Origin of the sequence: Corallococcus sp. AB018, assembly GCF_003986945.1 — a bacterium.
Taxonomy (GTDB): domain Bacteria; phylum Myxococcota; class Myxococcia; order Myxococcales; family Myxococcaceae; genus Corallococcus; species Corallococcus exiguus.
Genome location: NZ_RAWR01000140.1, coordinates 1 through 18,528, shown reverse-complemented (window position 1 = coordinate 18,528; position 18,528 = coordinate 1). Strand labels below are relative to the sequence as shown.

Genomic DNA, 18,528 nt, shown 5'->3' with positions numbered 1-18,528 from the left:
AGCGGGGCCCGTCGCTTGTCGCCGAGCCGTCAGGTCCACTCGATGATGAATTCGGAGTCGCCCAGGCACCGCTCGGAGCCCCGCACACTGCCTTCACGGTGCACCGCGGTGAGGGGGCCCATGAGGATGCCTTCGTGGACCTCCACGGGCAGCAGGTCGCCCTTGAAGAGCAGCCGCACGCGCTTGTCGCCCAGGGCCTGGTACTCGCGCTGCCCGTAGCTCACTGCGGTGGAGTAGGACGCGGGCGCGTTGCTGTACAGGCGCTTGGGGTCTCCGCCGCCGGAGGTGAGGCGCAGGAGCGTCTGCCCCACCGTGGACTCGAAGAACGTTCCGACGATGGCCTGCCCGCACGCCCGCAGGGCCGCGTCGCGCGTGCCGAACTCCGGCTGGAGCGCCTCCGACGCGAAGGCGAGCAGCCGCAGGAAATCCACCGCCGGATAGGAGAAGAAGTCCACGGGGCTGCGCTGCATGAGCGGCGCGCGCAGGCGCTCCGCGGCGTCACGCCCCAGCCGCTGGTGCACGAGCCTCAGCACCGCCGCGAAGCTCAGCCCCCGCACCGTGTCCCCTGGCCGGGTGAGGGCGATGCGCTGCTCCAGGTCATCCAGGGGGAAGGACATTCGCGAGCGTTTTACTCCAGTTCCGCGCGCTTCCAGCCCTTCCACGAATTGGATGTGCTTGCCTTCACACGCCCTGGGGCCGCGCCGCGTCACGGCGGGTCCCCGAGCACCTTCCCTCCCTGGCGGGGGAAGCGGCCGACCCCGGCAGGGGACGAGGGTTTCCCCTGCCCTGGGCTGGCGTGACACGGTACCCTTCCGTCATGGGCGTCCCGCGTCAAAAGCGCGGGCGCTTGCGCAGTCCATCAACCCCCTCGCGACCTTCGAGACGACCGACTTATGGCTCCTCCCGCCTCCGCGCGCCCCGCATCGCCCACGCCCTCCGCCTCGGGAGCTCCCGAAGACAGCGGCCGCACCGGGCTCGACGCGGCCAGCGTCCGTCGCGGCTTCTTCGAACACGTGCGCTATTCGCGCGGCAAGAACCCGGAGACGGCCACCCCGCACGACCGCTTCATGGCGCTGTCGCTGGCCGTGCGCGACCGCCTCACGGACCGCTGGGTGAAGACGGCGCGCACCTACTACGAGCAGGACGTCAAGCGCGCCTATTACCTGTCCGCGGAGTACCTGCTGGGTCGCGCGCTGGGCAACAACCTGCTCAACCTCAACATGTACGAGGCCGCGGCCGCCGCCATGCAGGAAGTCGGCGTGGACCTGAGCCAGCTCCTGGAGATGGAGCCGGACGCGGGCCTGGGCAACGGCGGTCTGGGCCGGCTGGCGGCGTGCTTCCTGGATTCGCTGGCCACCCTGGGCTACCCGGGCATGGGCTACGGCATCCGCTACGAGTTCGGCATCTTCTCCCAGGACCTGGTGGAGGGACACCAGGTGGAGCGCGCGGACGAGTGGCTGAAGTTCGGCAACCCGTGGGAAATCGTGCGGCCGGAGAAGGCGGTGCCGGTGCGCTTCTTCGGGCGCGTGGAGCATCACCAGGGTCCGGATGGCCGGCCGGTGGCGCGCTGGGTGGGCGGCAAGACGGTGATTGGCGTGCCGTACGACACACCCATCGCGGGCTACGGCAACAACACGGTCAACACGCTGCGGCTGTGGCAGGCGCGCGCGAGCGCGGAGTTCGACCTGCTGCTGTTCAACGCCGGTGACTACGAGCGGTCCGTGGTGGAGAAGAACGACTCGGAGGTCATCTCCAAGGTCCTCTACCCCAACGACGCGTTCCAGGCCGGCAAGGAGCTGCGCCTCAAGCAGCAGTACTTCTTCGTGGCGTGCTCCATCGCGGACATCGTCCGGCGCTACCTGAAGAACCACAACGACTTCCGTGACTTCTCCCGGAAGGTGGCCATCCAGCTCAATGACACGCACCCGGCCATTGGCGTGGCGGAGCTGATGCGCGTGCTGGTGGACGAGCGCCGCCTGCTCTGGGACGAGGCGTGGTCCATCACCCAGGAGACGTTCGGCTACACCAACCACACGCTCCTCGCGGAGGCCATGGAGCGCTGGCCGGTGTCGCTGTTCGAGCGGCTGCTGCCGCGTCACCTGGAAATCATCTTCGAGATCAACCAGCGCTTCATGCGCCAGGTGCAGATCCGCTACCCGTTCGACGTGGAGAAGCAGCAGCGGATGAGCCTGGTGGAGGAGGGCTCGGAGAAGAAGATCCGCATGGCCCACCTGGCCGTGGTGGGCAGCCACAGCATCAACGGCGTGGCCGCGCTGCACACGGACCTCTTGCGCCGCGACGTGCTGCCGGACTTCGCGCAGATGTACCCGGAGCGTTTCAACAACAAGACCAACGGCGTGACGCCGCGCCGGTGGCTGGCGTGGTGCAACCCGCGCCTGTCCAAGCTCATCACCAGCCGCATTGGTGAGGGCTGGGCCACGGACCTGGACCAACTCCTGAAGCTGGAGGCGCACGCGGAGGACCCGGAGTTCCGCAAGGCCTTCCGCGAGGTGAAGCGCGCCAACAAGGACGAGCTGGCCCAGCACGTGAGGGATTTGCGCTGGGTGCAGCTCAATCCGGACGCCATCTTCGACGTGCAGATCAAGCGCCTGCACGAGTACAAGCGGCAGCTGCTGGACGCCGTCCACATCGTGGCGCTGTGGATGAAGGCGCGCCGCGACCCGTCCAGCGTCATCGCGCCGCGCGCGTTCCTCTTCGGCGCGAAGGCCGCGCCGGGCTACCACCTGGCGAAGCTGACCATCCGGCTCATCAACGGCATCGCGGAGGTGGTCAACAGCGACGCGGGCGCCACGGGGTTGCAGGTGGTGTTCCTGCCCAACTACCGGGTGAGCCTGGCGGAGCGCATCATCCCCGCGGCGGATGTGTCCGAGCAGATTTCCACGGCGGGCTGGGAAGCGTCCGGCACGGGCAACATGAAGCTGATGCTCAACGGCGCGCTGACGCTGGGCACGCTGGACGGCGCCAACGTGGAGATTCGCGACGCGGTGGGCGACGAGAACTTCTTCCTCTTCGGCCTCACGGCGGACGAGGTCATCGCGCGCAAGAAGGCAGGCTACAAGCCGCGCGAGGTGTACGAGTCCAACACGGAGCTGCGCGAGGCGTTGGACCTCATCCGCTCCGGCTTCTTCTCCCCGGAGGACCGCAACCTCTTCCAGCCGCTGGTGGACAGCCTGCTCAACGAGGACCGCTACCTGGTGCTGGCGGACTTCGCGGCCTACGCGGCGAAGCAGGAGGACGTGGCGCGCGCCTACAAGGACACCGAGTCCTGGACGAAGAAGTGCATCATCAACGTCGCCCGCGCGGGCATCTTCTCCTCCGACCGCACCATCAAGCAGTACGCGGAGGAGATCTGGCGCGTGCAGCAGACGAAGGTGGAGTGACGTTCCGCTGAGCACCGGCAGCCCCAGCCTCCTGGGGCTGCCGTGTCGTCAGCGTCCTACGCGGCCTTGTTCAGCCACGCCTCGTACGCGCGGAAGTCGTAGTCGCGGCCGAGGAAGTGGTGCACCAGGCGCGCGGCGTCGTCGGAGCCGCCCGGCTCCAGCACCGCGCGGCGGTAGTCCTGCGCGGGCTCCGGGTTGAGCAGGCCCTTCGTCTGGAACACCGTGAAGAGGTCCTTCGCGATGACCAACGACCACATGTACGTGTAGTAGTTGGACGAGTACCCATCCAGGTGCCCGAAGGTGAGGTGGAAGTACGTGCCCTCCAGGTACGGGAAGGGGATGTACTGGCCCTGCAGCTCGCGCACGAGCGCGGTGGCGTCCAGGTTCTTCGGGTCGCGCCGGTACAGCTCCAGGCTGAGCGCCGCGTAGAACATCTGCTGGCGCACGAAGAGGCCCTTGCCGAACTCGTCCGCGGCGAGCATGCGCTCCACCAGCTCCGCGGGCAGCGCCTCCCCCGTCTGGTAGTGCTTCGCGAAGGTCTGCAGGCACGTCACGTCACGCGCCCACTCCTCCAGCATCTGCGACGGGGCCTCCACGAAGTCCCACTCCGTGCGCACGCCGGACAGGCCCGCCCACTTCGTGTGGCCGCCGAAGATGTGGTGCAGCAGGTGGCCGAACTCGTGGAAGAAGGTCTCCACGTCGCCGTGCTGCATGAGCGCGGGCTCCGTGCCGGGCTTGGGGAAGTTGCAGATGAGCGCGCCTTCCGGGAGCCGCCTGCCTGACTTGCCGCTCGTCAGCGTGAACTGGGCCGCGTGCTTGTACTTGTCCGCGCGCGGGTGCATGTCCAGGAAGAAGCGGCCCTTGAGCGTCTGGCCTTCGTAGACGTCATAGGCCTCCACGTCCGGGTGCCACACGGGCACGTCCTTCACCGGGCGGTAGGTGACGCCGAAGAGGCGCGCGGTCAGGTCCAGCACGCCCTGCTTCACGCGCGTGTATTCGAAGTACGGGCGCACCGTCTGCGAGTCGAAGGCGTACTGCTCCGCCTTCACGCGGTCATCCAGGTAGCCGGAGTCCCACGGGTTCACCTGGTCCGCCTTCGGGTCGTCCTTGCGCTTGCGCTCCAGGAGCACCGCGTAGTCGCGCTTCATGCGCTCTTCGGACGCGTCAGCGATCTTCCGGATGAAGGTGCCCGCGGCGTCCGCGCTGCGCACCATCTTGTCCTCGGTGGCGTAGGCGGCCCAGTGGGGGTAGCCCAGGAGCGTGGCCAGCTCATGGCGCTTCTGCACCAGGCTCTGGAGCACGTTCACGTTGGCGGGGTAGCCGCGCTGGCGGTTGGCGCGCCAGAGCTCTTCGCGGGCCTTGCCGTCGCGCGCGTAGGTGAGGAAGGGCACCAGGTCCGGGTAGTCCGTGGAGATGCGCACCTGGCCGTCCTCGCCGGGGGCGTGCGCGCGCACGTAGTCCTCCGGCAGGCCGTCCAGCGCGGCCGGAGGCAGCGCCACCTTGCGGGTGTCCTGGCTGATGTTGCGGCTGAACTCCTGGCCAATGCGGACCAGCTCCTCCTGAAGCGCCTTCACCCTCGCGCGGGTGGCTTCGTCGCGGTCCACGCCGGCGCGGCGGAAGTCGCGCAGCACCTTCTCCATCCACTTGCGCGTGGCGGCGTCCTCGTTGGCCAGGCTCACGGCCGCGAGGACGTCGTAGACGCCCCGGTCCATGCGGATGTCGTTGGCCAGGTTCTCGATGGCCTGCTCGGCGGCCTCCGCGGCCTCGCGCAGGGCGGCCTCCGGGTGCGTGTGGCGCACGACGCTGGCGCGCGCGGCGGCGTCATCCAGCGCGGCGGAGGACTCGTCGAACAGCTCCAGGACGTCCCTGGGGGGCGTGGAGGCGGGCAGCGTCTTCAGTCGCGCGATGCCGTCGCGGGCCTTGGCCAGGGCCTCCTCGCTCGCGCGGCGGAACTCCTCCGGCGGGCAGGTGACGTGACGGGCGGCGTCGGGGACCAGGGGGTCGGACACGGGAAGGGCTCCTCTCAAGCCGTGGGTGTGCTGCAAAGGGCTCAAAGCTAATGCGCCCCGCCCTCACTGGCAGCATCCGAGTGGCGTGGCGCGGGCGGTTGCCGGGCAGTGGACGCCCTCCCCTGCCCCGTCCGTCGGGCGGCGGACGGGCGGGCGGTGCCCCAAAGGCGGAAGGCCGCCCCGGCGTGCGTGCCGGAGGCGGCCTTCCTGGGACTTCTCAGAGGTGGGACGGAGGCGTCAGTAGAACTCGAGCGGGCTCTGGGAGTTCTGCGGCTGCCGGACGGCGCGGGTCACGAAGTTCGCGCTGTTGTTGTCCGTGTCCTGCGCATTGCCCCGGGCAGCGTCCGCGCCCCCCACGGCCATGGTGGTGGAGGTGGAGGTGGAGACGGCCTTGCGCTCCAGGCTGCCGCCCACCGCCGGATGGGCCGGAGCCGCACTACCCTCGGGGGAATTCCCGGTGCCCCATCCCAGCAGGTCCACGTCCACGTACGTCCCGCTCACGAGGCGCTGGATGCGGACGTGGCCACCGGCGGTCGTGGAGGCCGAGGCGTCGAAGGTGTAGCCGACGTCCTTGACGGCCGTGCCGCTGTAGTTCGCCCCGCCCAGGAGGAAGTAGCCGTGGGCACGGATGACCTTTCCAGCCGGAATGGTGACGGTCGAGCTCCAAGAGGTTCCGGTGGCGGACTTGTAGCCCACCTGCCAATTGGACAGGTCCACGTCTGAGTTCGTCGGGTTGTAGAGCTCGATGAACTCGTCCGTCGCGGCCGTGCCCGTGCCGTTGCCGCCGCTGAACTCGCTGATGACCACGTGGTTCGTCAGCGCGGGCTTGCCCACCTGCACCGTGCCCCAGGTGCCCCCGGGCGGCACCGCGATGCCGTTCTGGTCGCAGTACGTCCACGGCGCCCCCGCGTCCGTGAACCGGTAGCGGAAGCCATAGCTGTACGTGCCGGCCGTGGGAATCTGGAGGACCCCCTTCATCTCGTCGTTGTTGGAGCTCGGCGTGGTGAAGCCCGGGTTGAAGGCCGCCGCCGTCCACGTCCAGCCCGCGGGGTTGGTTGCATCCGTGCCGTAGCCCAGCTGAGCCTCGATGCGGGGGTAGGAGTCGTTGCCCTGCGTGTTCCGCGTCGTGACGTCGTAGCTGTAGAACTGGCTGAAGATGTCGTAGCTGTCGTTGGGGTTGATGGCCGTCGGGTACGCGCCGTCAGGCGACGGGAACGTCTTCGGGTACTGGATGGCGCAGTAGTTGAGCGGCTTCTCCACGTTCAGGCCGCAGTCGTCGTTGGCCTGGCCCGGCGTGCCCCGGTCCCCGCCCGACAGGCTGCCGGTGGAGTCACACCAGTACCAGGCGTGGCTGCTGCCCTTCGTCCCGATGATGCTGGACGCGAGGCTCATGGCCCGGCCCGTCGTCTGGGGGAACGCGCTCGTGTACGTCAGGCTGTCCACCGTCACCGAGCCCTGCTTGAGCGTGATGGAACCGGTGCTGTCCATGGACTTGTCCGTGCCCCAGGCGTCGTTCGCCGCCACGCCGCCGTTGGTGCCGAAGTTCGCGTTCTGCGCGAGCACCGTGCGGCCCCCCGCCGGCACCAGCAGCGCGTGGCCGTGGTTCACCGTGATGGACGTGGCCGTGCCCGCGCCGTCCACCAGGTCCACCACCAGGCCGTTGGCGTCCAGCAGCTTCGACGTGGTGTTGGTCAGCTCCAGGTACTCGGTGGTGCCCGCGGACGGCGAGTGCATCACCTCCGAGAGGACCAGCTCGCCCGCGCCCGGGTGCGGCGCGTTGGTGCACGCGCCCGCGTAGCAGACCGCGTCCGCGCCGGGGCAGGCCTGGAGCGTCATCTCGCCGTCCACGCAGGTCGGCGCGCCGTTCTGCACCACGCACACCGACGCGTAGACCTCCAGCGACGTGCCGTCCTCCGCGCACTGGGACGCGGGCGGCGTGCACACGTAGCCGCTGCACGGGTTGGTGGTGGCGGTGCTCGCGGTGGCCAGCGCGCTGGCGTTGCCCGCGCCGTCGAACGTCTTCAGCGCGAAGTGGTACGTCGTGGCTGCCGTCAGGCCGGTGACGGTGAAGGACTCCGCCGAGCCCGCCGTCTTCGGCGCCGCCATGCCCGTCACGAGTGTGGCCGAGTCGAAGGTGGCGCCGGTGATGGCGGACGTGGCGTAGCGCAGCTCGTAGCGAGCGGCCGTGCCCAGCACGTCGTCATCACCCGGGGCCTGCCAGTCCAGCTGGATGCTGTCACCAGACACCGACGTCGCGGTGAAGCCCGTCGCGGCGGCCGGCGCCAGCGTGTCGGAGATGATCAGGTCCGCCGACGTGACGGTCTGGAAGTCGTCCGCGCTCGCCTGGAGCTGGTACGTGCCTTCGTCGATGATGCTGAGTTCCCCGAAGGTGGCCACGCCGTCCACGGTGATGCGCGTGGGGATGCCCTGGGCGAAGCTGCCGCCCACCAGCGCCAGCTGCACGTCGGCCGCCGCGTCGGTGAGGGTGTTGCCGTAGGCGTCCTCCACCGCGACCTCGATGGCCGCCAGGTCCTGCCGCACCGAGCCCGTCGTGGGCGCCGAGACGAAGGCCAGGTGGCCCACGGCCGCCGGGATGATGGAGTAGGTATGCGAGGCCGTGAGCGACGGGTCCGCCACGTCCTCCGCGGTGACGGACTGGTCCCCCGCGGTGCGCAACTCCACGCTGAAGGTGTGCCGGCCCTCGTCCAGCAGGGTGAACGTATACGCGCCGGGCAGCACCGCCTGCGCATCCGAGGAGGAGAACGTCACCGTGGACGCGTACTCCTTCGCCACGTTGCCGTAGGTGTCACGCGCCACCAGCTCGTAGCTCAGCGACTGGCCCGCGCCGAAGGGGCCCGCGCTCGCGACGACTTCGAAGGACACGGCCGTGCTGGCGCGCACCTCCGCGTTCACCGTCGCGGTGAGGGCCGGGGTCGCGGTGTCCGTGGCGGTGAGCGACTGCGTGCCCGCCGTCTTGAACACGAGGCCGGAGACGGTCTTCTCGCCCTGGTCCGCCGGGGCGAAGTCCGCGTCCGGAGGCAGCTCCGCCTGCGCGTCCGAGGACGTGAAGTGCACCGTGCCGACGTAGTCCGGGATGCGGTTGCCAAAGGCATCCGTCACGGACACGGTCACGTCGTTCGCGTCGCCCGCGTCAATCGGGTCCGGGAAGGCCGAGAGCACGAGCCTGGCCGCCGCACCGGCGCCCACCGTGAAGGACTGGCTCCCCTGCGTCAGCGCGCCCGCCGTGGCCGTGAACGTGAACGTGCCCGCCATGTCCACGCGCAGGCCGGAGAAGGTCGCCACGCCATCCACCGCCGCCACCGTCACGGCCTGGAAGCCGGACTGGCCGGTGAGGCTCAGCGTCACCGCGGTGGTGGCGTCGGGGACGACATCACCGCGCGAGTCCAGCAGCGACACGGCCACGTTCGCGAGCGCCGAGCCCGCGGTGCCATTCGAAGGCTGCGTCGTGAAAGCCAGCTGCGTCACCGCCGCGTTCACCGTGGACACCGCGAGGCTGTCCGAGCGCGCGGAGTTGCCGTGCGCATCCGTGGCCCTCAGCGCCACGTGGTACGTCTTGCCCGGCGCCAGACCAGTCAGGGTCGCGGACTGCACCGTGCCCGGAGGCACCGGAGCAGCGACGGTCACCGGCGTCGCCGCGTTGAAGGCCGCGTCCGTGGTGATGGCGGACGTCGAGTAGCGCAGCTCCTGCGACGCCAGCTGCCCCTGCGCGCCATCATCGCCCACGCCCGTCCACTGCACGGTGAGGCCCGTCTCCGTGGCCCCCGTCTGCGTCAGCACCGGCTTCGCGGGCGCCACGTCGTCCACCACCTGCACGTCCGCGCTGCTCACGTCCTGCAGGCCCTGCGCGGAGGCCACCAGGTGCGTGGTCCCATGCCCCGCGATGCTCAACCCCGTGAACGTCGCGACGCCGTCCACCGGCGCCGCGCTCACGGTCCCCGCGAGCGTGAAGGCCCCCGCAGGCAGCGACAGATTCACCGCCAGCCCGGTCACCGACACCGGGTTGTCGAAGGCGTCCAGCACCGCCACCTTCACCGTCCCCAGCGAGGCGCGCGTCGACACGCTCGTGGCCGGCTGCTGCGTGAACGCCAGCTTCGAGGCCGCCGCGGCGGACACCATCACCCTGAACTCGAAGGAGAAGGCGCCCGCGCTGTCCGCGAGGGTCAGGAACTGGGGCCCGGCCGTGCGGAAGGTGATGCCCTGGAACTTGAACTTGCCCGCATCCGTGGCGGTGAACGTGTGGGAGGGCAGTGTCGCGGCCGCGTCCGTGGACGTCAGCGTCACCGTGCCCGTGTAGTTCGTCGCCGCGTTGCCATGGAGGTCCTCCAGCGTGACCTCCTGGGCCTCCGCCACGCCCACCGTGACGTTGTCCAGGAAGCGGTCCAGCCCCACCCCCTTCACCGCACCGGGAGCCACCGTGAAGACGGTGCTGGCCACGGGCTCGAAGCCCTCGGCGTTCGCCATGAAGTAGTAGCCCCCGCCCGCCTTCTTCAGCACCACGTCCCGGAAGGTCGCGACGCCGTTCACCGCGGTCACCGTCATCTGGCCCTCCGGGAACACGATGCCGCCGGAGCCCAGCGACAGCGTCACCTCCGCCGTGCTGTCCGTCACCACCGCGCCGGCGCCGTCCCGAACCTCCACCACCAGGAGCTTGAGCGGCTCGCCCGCCACGCCATCCGGCAGCGCCGAGCGGAACGCCAGCGTCTTCACGGTGCTGACGTCGGCGAACTCCACCGTGGCCGTCTGGGTGAGCTGCACCATCTTGCCGGTGTCGTCCTTCACGGACGCCTTCACCGTCTTCACGCCCGGCACCGTGGACATCACCCGCGTCTGGGCCTCCCCCTGGATGTTGGTGATGACCGCGGACTCCTGGATGGAGGCGCCCTCCCCTTCCACCGTCACCGACACCGCGCGCGCGGAAAGCCGCGAGCCGTCCGCCTTGCGCAGCGCCGTCACCGTGACGACCGCGGCGTCGACGCCGTTCGCCAGCACCCCCGTGGGCCGGTCCACCACCACCGTGGAGGCCGCCGCGTCCACCACGCTCTCCACCTCCGGAGGAGGCTGCGGCGGGGTTCCAGAATCCTTGCAGCCCAGCGACAGGCCCAGACACAGCACGCTCAACCCCAGACAGCGGGCGAGCACAGCAATCCGTGGGGACATGAATGTCTCCGTCCAGCGAGCAGCCCCGCGCGCCAGCATTCGCCTCACGCGGGGTTGCATCGCTTTCTAGCAGACATCCTCCGGCCACCGCGAAGCAGGGCCGGAAGTTTGCACATCAACTGGAATCAGCCGTTGATGGCTTGAAGCACCGCGGCACCGCCCAGCAGGGACTGGCCACCGTCGCAGACCATGATGGAGCCGGTGATGTACGACGCGGCGTCCGACGCCAGGAACAAGGCCAGCCGGGCGATGTCATCCGGCTTTCCGAATCGCTGGAGCGGCAGGGCTTCCGCGAGCTTCTGCCGGGCGCCTTCCGACGGGGCGAGGCGGCTCATGCCCTCCGTGCCTTCAATCGGGCCCGGGGTGATGGCGTTGACGCGCACGCCCGTGCCGCCCCACTCGATGGCGAGCACGCGGGTGAGCATGTCCACGCCGGCCTTGGCGGCGCACACGTGGGCCTGCATGGCCATGGGCAGGTACGCCTGGGGCGCGGAGATGTTGATGACGGCGGCGCCCGGCTTGCGCAGGTGTTCGAAGGCGGCGCGGGACACGTTGAAGGTGCCCAGCACGTCGATGTCCATCACCGCCTTGAAGCCGTTGGAGGACATGCCCAGCACGGGCGCGGGGAAGTTGCCGGCCGCGCCGCACACCAGCACGTCGATCTCACCGTACGCGTCCTTCACCTGCTGCAACGCCTTCTCCACGGACGCGTAGTCGCGCACGTCCGCGGCCACGCCCATGGCGGTGCCGTGGGCCTGGAGGCCCTTCACCGCGCCCTCCAGCTTCTCCACGTTGCGGCCGTTGATGGCCACCTTCGCACCCGCCTTCACGAACGCGGTGGCGATGCCGAGGTTGATGCCGCTGCTGCCGCCGGAGACGAACGCCGTCTTGCCCTTGAGCAGCCCATCCTTGAACACGCTGTCCGCCATGGAGTCGCTTCCTTTCGAAATCAGCCGAACTCGACGACCTTCTGCCCGAAGAGGCGGTCCACGGCGAGGAGCAAATCGTCGTTCACCTGCACCTTGAGGGTGGTGCCGGAGATGTGCGCCTCCGCCTCCCCGGGGAACAACACGCTCACCGCCACCGGGGTCGCGCCCGCGTACTTCTTCGCCAGCTCGTTGAGCTTCGCCAGCCGCTCCTCCGTGACGATCTCCGCGGGCAGCCGCAGCTCCAGCCGCTTGGTGCGCTTCTCACGCACGGCCTTGAGGCTCTGGATGTCGTCGACGATGAGCTCCGCGGTGGGCGTGTTCTCGTCGCGCTGGGAAATCTGCACGGTGCCGGTGACGAGGATGGGGTCGTCCGACTTGAGCAGGTGCTCCCAGTGCTCGTATCCCGGCTTGGGGCCCTGCTTGGCCCACTTGCCGTCCTTGCCCATCACGTTGCGCGTGCCGTCCTTGCCCGGGAAGCACACCAGCTCCGTGGAGCCGGACAAATCCTCGATGGTGACCCACGCCATGCGCTTGCCCGTCTTGGTGGGGCGCTCGCGCAGCACGGTGATGATGCCCGCCACGGTGAGCTTCTCGTCGCGGCGCGCGCGCTGCACGGCGGTGATGGGCCGCGCGTAGCGCTTGAGCTCCTTCTCGTACTGGTACAGCGGGTGGCCGGACACGTAGAAGCCGATGGACTCCTTCTCGAAGGCCAGGCGCTCCTTCTCCGGCCACTCCTCCACCGCCGCGTAGTCATCCTTGAGGCCGGTGCCGGCGGACGCAGGGCCCGAGAGCATGCCGAACAGCGAGCTCTGGCCCGCGGCCTTGTCCTTCTGGCTGGAGGAGCCGCGGTTCATCGCGCGCTCGATGGTCTCGAAGAGCTGCGCGCGGGGGCGCTTCTCGAAGTCGAAGGCGCCGGCCTTGACCAGCGCTTCCAGCACCTTGCGGTTCACGCGACGGCCGTCCACGCGCTCGCAGAAGTCGAAGAGGCTCTTGAAGGGGCCTTCCTTGCGCGCCTCCAGGATGGACTCGATGGCGCCCTCGCCCACGCCCTTGATGGCGCCCAGACCGAAGCGGATCTTCCCCTCCACCGCGCCGAAGGCCAGGTCGGACAGGTTCACGTCCGGCGGCAGCACCTGCGTGCCCGACTCGCGGGCCTCGCCGATGTGCTTCACCACCTTGTCGGTGTTGTCCTTCTCGCTGGTGAGAAGGGCGGCCATGAATTCGCACGGGTAGTGGGCCTTGAGCCACGCCGTGTGGATGGTGACCAGGCCGTACGCCGCGGAGTGGCTCTTGTTGAAGCCGTACTCGGCGAACTTCTCCATCAGGTCGAAGATTTCGCCCGCGACCTTCAGGTCCACGTTGTTGATCTTGCAGCCTTCGAGGAAGCCGGCCCGCTCGGCCTGCATGACCTCGGCCTTCTTCTTGCCCATGGCGCGGCGAAGAAGGTCGGCGCGGCCCAGGGTGTAGCCTCCCAGCACCTGGGAGATCTGCATCACCTGTTCCTGGTAGACGATGACGCCGTAGGTGTCCTTGAGCACCGGCTCCAGGTTCGGGTGCGGGTAGGACACCTTCTCCCGGCCGTGCTTGCGGTTGATGAAGACGTCCACCATGCCGGCGTCCAGCGGGCCCGGGCGGTAGAGCGCGCCCGCGGCGATGACGTCTTCGAAGCAGGTGGGCTTGAGCTTCATCACCATTTCGGTGAAGCCGCTGGACTCCATCTGGAAGACGCCGGCGGTGTCGCCCTCCGCCATCAACTGCCACATCTTCTCGTCGTGCAGCGGGATTTCGTGCCGCTTGATGTCCTTGCCGTGGTTGCGGTTCACCAGGTCCAGCGCGTGCTGGATGACCGTGAGCGTCTTCAGGCCGAGGAAGTCGAACTTCACCAGGCCCGCGGCCTCCACCTCGTCCTTGGCGAACTGGGTGATGAGGATCTTCTCGCCGGGCGGCTGGTAGACGGGCACGAACTCCCAGAGCGGCTTGTCCGCGATGACCACGCCCGCGGCGTGCATGCCGGGCTGGCGGTGCAGGCCCTCCAGCGCGAGCGCGATTTCCAGCACGTCCTTGGTGGTGACGGGGTTGCCCTCCACCTCACCGATGTTCTGGGGCTTTTCGATCATCTCCTTGAGGCGAGGCTCCATTTCGATGGCCTCCTTCAAGGTGATGTTGAGGACTTCGGGCACCAGCTTGGCGATGCGGTCGCCTTCGCTGAACGGCAGGCCGAAGACGCGGCAGACGTCGCGCAGCACGCTCTTGGCCTTGAGCGAGCCGAACGTGATGATCTGCCCCACGTTCATCTCGCCGTACTTGCGGCCCACGTACTTGATGACCTCGTCGCGCCGGTCCTGGCAGAAGTCGATATCGAAGTCCGGCATCGACACGCGCTCCGGGTTGAGGAAGCGCTCGAAGAGGAGGTTGTACGGGATGGGGTCCAGGTCGGTGATGCGCAGCGCGTAGGCGACCAGCGAACCGGCGCCGGAGCCACGGCCCGGGCCCACCGGGATGTTGTGGTCCTTGGCCCAGTTGATGAAGTCCTGGACGATGAGGAAGTAGCCGGAGAAGCCCATGCGCTGGATGACGCCCAGCTCCAGCGTGAGGCGCGCCTGGTACTGCTCGCGGTCGATGGGGTACTGGCCTTCCAGTTCCTTGAAGCGCTGGCGGAGGCCCTCATAGGACAGCTCCGACATGAAGGTGTCCGGGGTGTGGCCATCCGGCACCTTGAACGTGGGGAGCATGGGCTTGCCCAGCTTCAGCTCCACGTTGCACATCTCCGCGATGCGCATGCTGTTGTGCACGGCCTCCGGAGAGTCGGAGAAGAAGCCGAGCATCTCCTCCGGGCTCGTGACGTAGAGCTTGTCGGTGGAGTGGCGCAGGCGCTTGTTGTCCGCCAGCGTCTTGCCGCTGGCGATGCACATGAGCAGCTCGTGCGCCTTGGCGTCCTCGCGCTTGATGTAGTGCGCGTCCGCGGTGGCGACGAGCGGGATGTCCAGGTCACGAGACAGCTGCTTCAGGTTCTCGTTGGCCTTGTCCTGCTCGACCATGCCGTTGGACTGGACCTCCAGGTAGAAGCTGTCGGGCTCGAAGATGCCCTTGTATTCAGCGGCCACACGGCGGGCGTTGTCCATGTCGCCGCGGAAGCACGCGCTCGTGACTTCACCGCCCAGGCACGCGGTGAGGCCCACGAGGCCCTTGCTGTGCTCCGCGAGCACCTGCTTGTCGATGCGCGGGTGGTAGTAGAACCCGTTCATGTAAGCGGTGGAGGACAGGTAGCGCAGGTTCGCGTAGCCCTCCGCGTTCTTGGCCAGGAGGATGAGGTGGTGGGCCACCTTCTCCGAACGGTCCTCGCGCCCCTTGGGGCCCGCGACGTAGGCCTCCAGGCCGAGGATGGGCTTGATGCCGGCGTCCTTGGCCTTCTTGTAGAAGTCGATGGTGCCGAACATGTTGCCGTGGTCCGTCACGGCCACGCTCGACATGCCCTTCTCCTTCACCGTCTTGATGAGGTCCTTCATCCGGATGGCCCCATCCAGCAGCGAATAGAGGGTGTGGAGGTGAAGGTGGGTAAAGGACATGGGCGTTCCGGCTCCCGGTGAAGAAAGAGGCGCCCGAACACTAGAGCCCGCAACCCCTGCTCGCCAGTCCAGTAACGGCGCAGGTGAAAACAGCGGAGCCGCGATGGATCCAGGGCCCGGAAAACCGGCCTGGGAGACACCGGGAGCGGAATTCCAGCCCCCCGTCCGTCCGGGCGTGGGCACTCCCTCCGGCCATGGGGTGGCCGCCGTGGGATTCGTGACCACGCTGCCCCAGGATGCCCGCCTTCGCCCGTACACCGCCGACGCTCGCTCGCGCCCTCCTGCTGGGCTGCCGGGCGGGCCTGCTCGTCTTCCTGGCGCTCTACACGCTCTGTGCCCTGCTGAACATGCAACTGGGTTACCAGGGGAACGAGAGCCGCGTCGTCACGGAGTACGTGTGGAGCGAGTGGCGGAGCGTGGTGTTGTGGCAGGTGGCGCGGCTGTTGGGCGCGTACTGCGTGGTGGGGCTGTTACTGGGTGCGCTGCTGGGGGCCGGGCTGTGGGCGGCGGAGCGGAGCCGGCGCGCGGTGTTCTGGCTGAGCGGCCTGGGGTGCCTGGTGGTGGAGGGCTTCCTGGTGGCGGCGGACATGGCGCGGCATCCGCACCTGTACGCGGCGACGCTGTACGAGCGCTCGGAGGTGACGGCGGCGGTGCTGCGGGGGCTGAGCGGCACGCAGCCGTCGGGGTGGACGTTCGCGGCGTGGGTGCTGCCGGTGTTGAGCGTGCTGGCGGTGGTGGGACGGTGGCTGGCGGAGTCATCCCGCTGGCGCGGCGTGCTGGGCGGCGTGACGGCCGCGGCGGCGGTGGCGGGCTTCACGGGGCTGGGGCTGACGCGGACGGAGCAGGGGCCGGAGTCCACCGGACGTGCGCGGCCGAACCTGCTCATCCTGGCGTCGGACGGACTGCGGCCGGACCACCTGTCGGGCAACGGCTATTCGCGGCCCACGTCGCCGAACATCGACCGGTTGATGGAGGAGGGCACGCGCTTCAACGACACGGTGGTGCAGGTGCCGCGCACGGCGCCGTCGTGGACGACGCTGCTCACGTCACAGTACGCGGGCGAGCACCCGGTGGTGCACACGCTGGTGGGACGCGAGGCGCGAGAGACGAAGCTCAACACGCTGGCGACAGCGCTGGAGGCGCAGGGGTACCGCACGGCGGTGGTGGCGGACTACGCGGGGGATCATTTCTCGCGGTTCCCGTATGGCTTCCAGAAGGTGTCCGCGCCGGACTTTCGCTTCCCGGACCTGGTGCGGCAGCGGATGTTGATCACCCACGTGGCGCTGCTGCCGTGGACGGCGCTGGCGCCGGGGCTGTTCAAGGAACGGGGTGAGTTCCCGGAGCTGACGGACCCTGCCCCGCTGCGCACGCGGGTGCGGCATGTGCTGGCTGGGCTGCCGGAGGACGCGCCGTTTGCGGTGGTGGTGTTCGCGTCGTCCACGCACTTCCCGTACGCCGCGCCATGGCCGCTGGAGGGCAAGTACGTGGAGCGGGGATATCGAGGGCCGTGGCGGTTCGGGGCGACTCCTCGGATGGAGGTGGATCCGGAGGCGCCCGCGTCCACGCCGGAGGATGTCGCGGCGTTGGGAGCGAACTACGACGCGGGGGTGCGCACGTTCGATGGGCTCGTGGGCAACTTGCGCGCGGACCTGGAGCGGCGGGGCCGGTGGGATGACACGCTGGTGGTGCTGGTTTCGGACCACGGAGAGCACCTGGAGGATGAAGGGCTGGGCCAAGGCCACGGTGATCATTTGTGGGGCAGCGCGGGGTTGCGCATCCCGTTCGTGGTGCGGATGCCCGGGCAGGTGGCTTCAGGGCGGCAGGTGACGCAACGGGCGCGCTCGCTGGACGTGGCGCCGACGGTGTTGGATTTGCTGGGCGTGCCCGCGCCGGAGTCATTCCGGGGGCGCTCGTTGGCGCCGCTCGCTCGGCCGGGGCCTGAGCCCAAGGCGTTGCCGGATGTGCCCGCGCTGATTGAAACGGATATCTGGTTCAGCGACAGGGATGGGCATGCGTATCAGACGGTGCGCGTGCCGTATCCGTGGCTGTATGACATTGCGATGGTGGAGGGCGACACGGGCGAGATTGCGCTGAAGCCGGAGTGGGAAGGCCCCGTGCGCCGGGCGCGGCACCGGGGTTTGTATCTGGGACGGTGGAAGCTGTTGGAGCTGCCTACTCCGGATGGAGTGCGGGTGCAGCTCTTTGACACGGTGTCGGATCCGTCGGAGTTGCGCGACGTGGCGGGAGACCATCCGGACATCGTGGCCACGCTGAGGGCGAAGCTGGCGGCGGAGTTGCCGGATGCGACCGGCGAGGCTCGCGGCGCCGTGGGGCCCTGAGGGTTTCAGGCCCCGGTGAGCAGCGGCTCCGGGGACCGAGCATCCATCCGTCTCAGCACTGTCACTGTTCCCACGAACGCCAGTGAGCACGCGACCAGCAGCGTCACGTGCACGGAGGTCGGCAACTGCGCGATGGGCGGCGCATAGCGAGACAGCAGGAACGACGTCAGGTTGTTGAAGACATGGACGAACACCGGGAGCCGCAGGCTTCCCGTGCGCTCCGCGAGCCATCCCAGGAACAAGCCCGCCACCAGGGCCATGGGGGCTTGGATGGGATCCAGGTGCATGAGGCCAAAAAGGGTCGCAGCTCCCGCGATTCCCGCTGCACGCCCCCAGCGCTCCACGAGCCGCGTCTGCAGATAGCCCCGGAAGAAGAGTTCCTCTGCCGTGCCTCCCACCAACGCGCCGAAGACCAGGAACAGCGTAAAGATCACGACCGAGCTTTGACTCGTGACATGCAATGCTTTCAGTGTCTCCGCCCAATCCCAGAATCCGGCGAGCACAGCCAGACTTTTCATGGCCTGCCCCATCGCCAAGCAACCCACCAGCGCGGCGCCCCAAGACCATACGGGCAGCGGAGTTCCGACTCGAAGGCGCAACCGGTCGCGCAGGGCAATCGGGGACAGCCTGCCGCCCAGGAGCGCGGCTGTGAGCCCCAGGCTGCTGGAGATCATCACGGCCACCACCTGCAACCAGGGCATGTACTTGATCTTCTCCGTCAGCGTCGCCATGGCAGCGCTGTCCCGAGGGTCGATGCCGGATTGTGCAATCTCAATGGCCCCCGCGATGCCGGCTACGATGATGGTCCCAACAAAGATCGTCACCCGCAGGAGCACGAGCGCGACCAGCACCGACCACACGCGGGGGCGCGGCGACTCGGGGACCGGAGGGCTGGCGGTGGGAGTCAGCTCGGAAGGGGAATCCATTGCGGACGGATGGTACCGCCCCGGTTCGAGCGAGAGGAGAGGGACCTCATCAGCTAAGTAGGTCGCCAGAAGTTCCGAGACAAATCCGGGTCGCATGCGCAGTTTCTGGAGCATGCGACCGGCAAGGAGCCCTGCCGAGCTGGGGCTGACAGCATACGACATGCGGAAGCTGGAGCGGGC

At 68.7% G+C, this 18,528-nt stretch carries 8 protein-coding genes; 2 read left to right on the top strand and 6 right to left on the bottom strand.

Going from position 1 to position 18,528, the window contains the following annotated elements; all coding sequences use genetic code 11:
• Positions 1-29: 29 nt before the first annotated feature.
• Positions 30-617 (bottom strand): DUF2378 family protein, encoded by a 588-nt coding sequence (locus D7Y11_RS26810; RefSeq protein WP_120575836.1) that lies wholly within the window; start codon positions 615-617, stop codon positions 30-32.
• Between the two features lie 276 nt (positions 618-893).
• Between D7Y11_RS26810 and D7Y11_RS26805 the strand changes: the two genes are divergently transcribed.
• On the top strand, positions 894-3,401 hold the full coding sequence (locus tag D7Y11_RS26805) for a glycogen/starch/alpha-glucan phosphorylase (RefSeq protein WP_120575837.1): 2,508 nt from the start codon (positions 894-896) through the stop codon (positions 3,399-3,401).
• A 56-nt stretch (positions 3,402-3,457) separates the two neighbouring features.
• On the opposite strand, the gene D7Y11_RS26800 is transcribed toward D7Y11_RS26805, so the two are convergent.
• The 4 genes from D7Y11_RS26800 to dnaE all read right to left on the bottom strand — a co-directional run bounded on the left by D7Y11_RS26800 (position 3,458) and on the right by dnaE (position 15,083).
• Positions 3,458-5,410, bottom strand: coding sequence for a M3 family metallopeptidase (locus D7Y11_RS26800; protein WP_126935126.1), 1,953 nt, complete (start codon positions 5,408-5,410; stop codon positions 3,458-3,460).
• Positions 5,411-5,647: 237 nt separating this feature from the next.
• Positions 5,648-10,588: a lamin tail domain-containing protein gene (locus tag D7Y11_RS26795; RefSeq protein WP_126935125.1), complete on the bottom strand. Its 4,941-nt coding sequence runs from the start codon at positions 10,586-10,588 to the stop codon at positions 5,648-5,650.
• A gap of 125 nt (positions 10,589-10,713) precedes the next feature.
• Positions 10,714-11,517, bottom strand: coding sequence for an SDR family oxidoreductase (locus D7Y11_RS26790; RefSeq protein ID WP_120575841.1), 804 nt, complete (start codon positions 11,515-11,517; stop codon positions 10,714-10,716).
• 20 nt (positions 11,518-11,537) lie between these two features.
• On the bottom strand, positions 11,538-15,083 hold the full coding sequence (dnaE, locus tag D7Y11_RS26785) for a DNA polymerase III subunit alpha (RefSeq protein ID WP_120575842.1): 3,546 nt from the start codon (positions 15,081-15,083) through the stop codon (positions 11,538-11,540).
• Between the two features lie 236 nt (positions 15,084-15,319).
• On the opposite strand from dnaE, the gene D7Y11_RS26780 reads away from it, so the two are divergent.
• Positions 15,320-17,422: a sulfatase gene (locus D7Y11_RS26780; protein ID WP_126935124.1), complete on the top strand. Its 2,103-nt coding sequence runs from the start codon at positions 15,320-15,322 to the stop codon at positions 17,420-17,422.
• Positions 17,423-17,427: 5 nt separating this feature from the next.
• Here D7Y11_RS26780 and D7Y11_RS26775 read toward each other — a convergent pair.
• On the bottom strand, positions 17,428-18,528 hold a 1,101-nt coding region (locus D7Y11_RS26775; protein WP_148139231.1), incomplete at its 5' end, for a CPBP family intramembrane glutamic endopeptidase.

Bases quoted from the DNA above. Each gene is read 5' to 3' on its own strand.
- D7Y11_RS26810 (WP_120575836.1), bottom strand. From the start codon at position 617: ATGTCCTTCCCCCTGGATGACCTGGAGCAGCGCATCGCCCTCACCCGG.
- D7Y11_RS26805 (WP_120575837.1), top strand. From the start codon at position 894: ATGGCTCCTCCCGCCTCCGCGCGCCCCGCATCGCCCACGCCCTCCGCC.
- D7Y11_RS26795 (WP_126935125.1), bottom strand. From the start codon at position 10,588: ATGTCCCCACGGATTGCTGTGCTCGCCCGCTGTCTGGGGTTGAGCGTG.
- D7Y11_RS26790 (WP_120575841.1), bottom strand. From the start codon at position 11,517: ATGGCGGACAGCGTGTTCAAGGATGGGCTGCTCAAGGGCAAGACGGCG.
- dnaE (WP_120575842.1), bottom strand. From the start codon at position 15,083: ATGTCCTTTACCCACCTTCACCTCCACACCCTCTATTCGCTGCTGGAT.
- D7Y11_RS26780 (WP_126935124.1), top strand. From the start codon at position 15,320: ATGCCCGCCTTCGCCCGTACACCGCCGACGCTCGCTCGCGCCCTCCTG.